Here is a 3,973-nt window from a genome sequence, read left to right on the forward strand (position 1 = left end):
TTGTAGAACCAGTCAAAGTAATAGAACCCACACCGACAGCAACCCCACAGTTAGAATCACCCCAAATTGTGGCACCGGTTAAAGTCATAGAACCAAAACCCAAAGCAACCCCACAGTTAGAAACCCCAAAAATAGTTCCACCCCTTAAAATAATAGAACCCACACCAAAAGCAGAACCCCAAACACAAAAACAAGAATATAAAGGATACTACAATCGGTTCCGCAACTTTTTGAATCAAGTTACCGAACCAGCAACTCCTTCAGAGACACTAACCCTGCCAGAAATAACAGAAAAAGCTCCATTACCAAAAATAGTCGCTCCTGCGGTACCAGAAACATCTCCCAATCTTGTACCACCAGCACCTCCGATTGCCGTTCCCGAAACAACAGTTTCCGAACCAGAAAATCCGCCAAAATCAGAACAAAAAGTAGAATTTGCCACCTAAAAAAAATCTGCATTCATCTGCGTTCATTCGCGTAAATCCGCCTGCATCTGCGGTCAAGAAACCAAAAATACGACACTAAAAAATGACCTATCTAGAAACTGCTGCCAAATTCTACAGCGACGTTGCCGAAACCCCCCAAATCGGACTGTGCTGCGTCCAAACCAGCCCCTTGCAACTGCCTGGATTAAAAATCCCCGAACAAATGCAAGAAATGAACTACGGCTGCGGCACAACAGTTCACGCCGCCGAACTTGTAGGCAATCCAGTCGTGCTTTATGTCGGAGTCGGCGGCGGCCTGGAAGCACTGCAATTTGCCTATTTTTCTCGACAAAAAGGAGCCGTGATTGCCGTCGATCCGGTTGCAACAATGCGAGAAGCCGCAGCACGCAACTTGCAAATTGCCGATCGAGAAAATGATTGGTTTGATGCGAGTTTTGTAGAAATTCGCGAAGGCGATGCTTTTGCATTGCCGGTGCCGGATGCTTCTGTAGATGTTGTCGCCCAAAATTGCTTGTTTAATATCTTTGAACCGGCGGATTTAGCTAAGGCTTTAAAAGAGACCTATCGAGTGTTGAAGCCTGGGGGCAGGTTGTTAATGAGCGATCCGATCGCAACTCGCCCCATTCCGCAACATTTGAAGGAAGACCAACGCTTGCGGGCTTTGTGTTTGTCGGGGGCTCTGACCTACGCAGAATACGTTCAACACCTTGTAGGTGTGGGCTTTGGGCAAGTCGAAGTTCGGGCGCGCCGTCCTTATCGGTTGCTCGACAAACACAATTACAAATTAGATGCGGATTTGCTGTTAGAAAGCCTCGATACAGTGTCTTTTAAAGTGGACATTCCCCCGGATGGCGCTTGTATTTTCACTGGCAAGACGGCGATTTACGCGGGGTCTGAAGAGCTGTTTGATGACGGGGCGGGTCACGTTTTGCAACGGGGAGTTCCGGCGGCGGTGTGCGATAAAACGGCTGGCAAGTTGGGTGGATTGATGCCGGATAAGGTGTTGATTACTGATTCGACTTGGCATTATAACGGCGGCGGTTGCTGTTAGAAAAAAGGGCTAAACCGCAGCTACACAAAGTTTCATCCGCCTGCGCGGACCGAGCGCGCCCATTTAAAAAAGTCTTGTTACATACAAGAGTGTTGGGTTTTGTTGCTCAATCTAATCTACTATTGCTGTTCTTCTGAACCAGTGCAGCGGGTTTTGTCTGTGTGCCCGTAAAATCTGCAATTTACAATCACCCGGTATCTTTGCCAATCGTCGGGTATACAGCGGTTTTCAACCTCTTTGAAGAACTTGGTTGACGATATCCACCTAATACTATAGTATTCGATAATGACACACAAGATTATTGACTTATTTTCTGGTGCGGGTGGCTTGACGGCAGGATTCCACCAGGCAGGTTTTGAATCTTTATGTGCGATCGACCTTGATGCAAAAGCCCTAAAGACCTATAAGCACAATTACCCAAACACCAAAATTATTCATCAGGATATACGCGAGCTCAATCCTTTGGATTTGCGATTATGTTTGGGTTTGCAGAGAGAGGAACTAACAGCGTTGATAGGTGGTCCCCCATGCCAAGGATTTTCAAGAAATATTCCTGCTGACTATCGCTACCTCAGCGACTCTCGCAATCAGTTATATCGGACATTTTTAGAATTCGTACAGGAATTTAGACCTCTTTACGTTGTTATGGAGAACGTACCTGAAATCTTGAAAGCTTATGGTGGTGTAGTTAAGAATGAAATTACACAGCAACTTGAGTCGCAAGGTTATGAAGTCACTTATGGATCGCTAAACTCCGCGCATTATGGAGTGCCGCAGACCAGATCGAGGGCTTTTTTCCTGGCTAGTTTAGATAAACCACTTCAATTCCCTGAACCTACACACGCTGGCGAGATTAGAAGCGATTACAGAGCTACGAAATCTTGTTACCAACTCAGTCTCCTAAAATCAAATATTTCTTCAGTCGTCACAGTTAGAGATGCGATTGGAGATTTGCCGTCATTGAACGCAGGAGAGGAATATAATTCTGAAGTTTATCCTTTTCGATCCCAAACTGCGTACCAAGCAATGATACGTAATGGAAGTACGAAACTTTTCAATCACGTTGCTCGTGCTTTGAGTCCCATTCAAATGTCAAGAGTGCGTCTTCTTAGTGAAGGGCAAGATGCTAGAGACTTGCCACCTGAATTAGCTCCTAAAAAGCACTATAGCGGTGCCTATGGAAGACTTTACTGGGATAAACCAGCAAGAACTATCACCAGATGGGTTTTCCATCCAGGATCGGGCAGGTTTTTTCATCCAACCCAAAATCGGACAATTACAATTCGTGAAGCTGCAAGATTGCACTCTTACCCAGATAACTTTCACTTTCTGGGAACATACACTGATATGGCTTCTCAAATCGGAGAATCAGTACCCCCACTTTTAGGTAAAGCAATAGCTGCATCTATTCTCCAAGTTCACTGTCAAAAGACTGTGTGCTGAGTTGATCTTGCAAAGTTGAGAGAATAGTGTGCACATATCGATCGAGTGTAATACGAGTTCGCTTAACCCTGATGTGAACTGCCTCTGGAGGAATGGTTCTAGCTCTGAAAAGTTGCTTTTGATTTTTGTACCAAACTAACTCTAGCTTACCTGCAATATTGCCTTGTAGCCCTGCTCCCGATCTTCCAGTAACTCTATCAACTGTCCAAGCCCAAGAAAAAGCATTTGGGTCAAGTGGATCAAGAGGGAATTCACAGTAAATATATTCATATCCTCTAATGGTTTTCAGCAGTATGCCTTCATAGCTATTGGTAATGCTCTGTGCTGCCTGACTCGATCTAATTTTCTCGTTCCAATGCTGAACAATAGCTGCTCCGAGTTCAGCAGGTGAGGATTGTTCCGTCAAACCAGGAAAACCAAGTTGGGCAGCCTTTTTGATCACATCTGCTCTCTGAATGACAAACAAAAATGTATTTCCAACAGCAAGACTATTCAATTGAAGAGATTTGAGTGACCAACCAGTTGCAGTCGTGGTGTCAACAGCATCATAGAGGAGTTTGCTACGTCCTAATGCTGGATCTGATAAAGGAATATGCTTGACATAATGAAAAATAGCTTCCCAAGTATAATCCTCTATCGAGCCTATAACTGGAGATGCAATGGTAGCAATAATGGCTTGCCTCAATCTTTCAATCTCGTTTTCCGTCAGCATTCAAGAGTTCCTCTACAGCTTGTAAAAATTCACCCATTGTTATGTCCAGAGCATTTGTAATGTGACTGAGAACTCTAACAGACGGACTTTTTAGCCCTCGCTCGAGCTGGCTGATATAGGTTCTGTGCAAACCTGTGACTTCTGCCAGATATTCTTGTGACCAACGTTTCTCTATGCGACGACGTTGTATTTCTAGTCCTAAAATTTGGTCTAGTTTGCTAGGCTGCATAAAAAAGATAGTAAAACTTTGAATACAAAAGTTCTACAGACTAAAGTATTCAAGGGTGTAATACGATCGCACCCCTCGCCCCCCTCTTGTGC

4 protein-coding genes and 1 pseudogene are annotated in these 3,973 nt (G+C 44.6%); 3 read left to right on the forward strand and 2 right to left on the reverse strand.

Annotation, left to right across the window (positions count from 1 at the left end; genetic code table 11):
* From IQ270_RS28805 to IQ270_RS28815, 3 genes and pseudogenes are all read left to right on the forward strand, one after another.
* Positions 1 to 446: pseudogene (locus IQ270_RS28805) on the forward strand (hypothetical protein); the annotation flags it as partial.
* A gap of 82 nt (positions 447 to 528) precedes the next feature.
* On the forward strand, positions 529 to 1,497 hold the full coding sequence (arsM, locus tag IQ270_RS28810; RefSeq protein ID WP_193976540.1) for an arsenosugar biosynthesis arsenite methyltransferase ArsM: 969 nt from the start codon (positions 529 to 531) through the stop codon (positions 1,495 to 1,497).
* A 285-nt stretch (positions 1,498 to 1,782) separates the two neighbouring features.
* Positions 1,783 to 2,940 carry a DNA cytosine methyltransferase gene (locus tag IQ270_RS28815; RefSeq protein ID WP_193976541.1) on the forward strand — a complete coding sequence of 386 codons (1,158 nt, stop codon included), beginning with the start codon at positions 1,783 to 1,785 and terminating at the stop codon, positions 2,938 to 2,940.
* Here the strand turns inward: IQ270_RS28815 and IQ270_RS28820 are convergent.
* Both IQ270_RS28820 and IQ270_RS28825 read right to left on the reverse strand, forming a co-directional pair.
* Positions 2,903 to 3,652, reverse strand: coding sequence for a hypothetical protein (locus IQ270_RS28820; protein ID WP_193976542.1), 750 nt, complete (start codon positions 3,650 to 3,652; stop codon positions 2,903 to 2,905). The genes IQ270_RS28815 and IQ270_RS28820 overlap by 38 nt on opposite strands.
* Positions 3,630 to 3,881, reverse strand: a complete 252-nt coding sequence (locus IQ270_RS28825; protein ID WP_193976543.1) for a helix-turn-helix domain-containing protein — start codon at positions 3,879 to 3,881, stop codon at positions 3,630 to 3,632. The genes IQ270_RS28820 and IQ270_RS28825 overlap by 23 nt, the downstream gene beginning before the upstream one ends.
* Positions 3,882 to 3,973 lie beyond the last annotated feature (92 nt).

Origin of the sequence: Microcoleus sp. LEGE 07076 (assembly GCF_015207455.1) — a bacterium.
In the GTDB taxonomy this organism is placed as follows: Bacteria; Cyanobacteriota; Cyanobacteriia; order Cyanobacteriales; family Microcoleaceae; genus Microcoleus.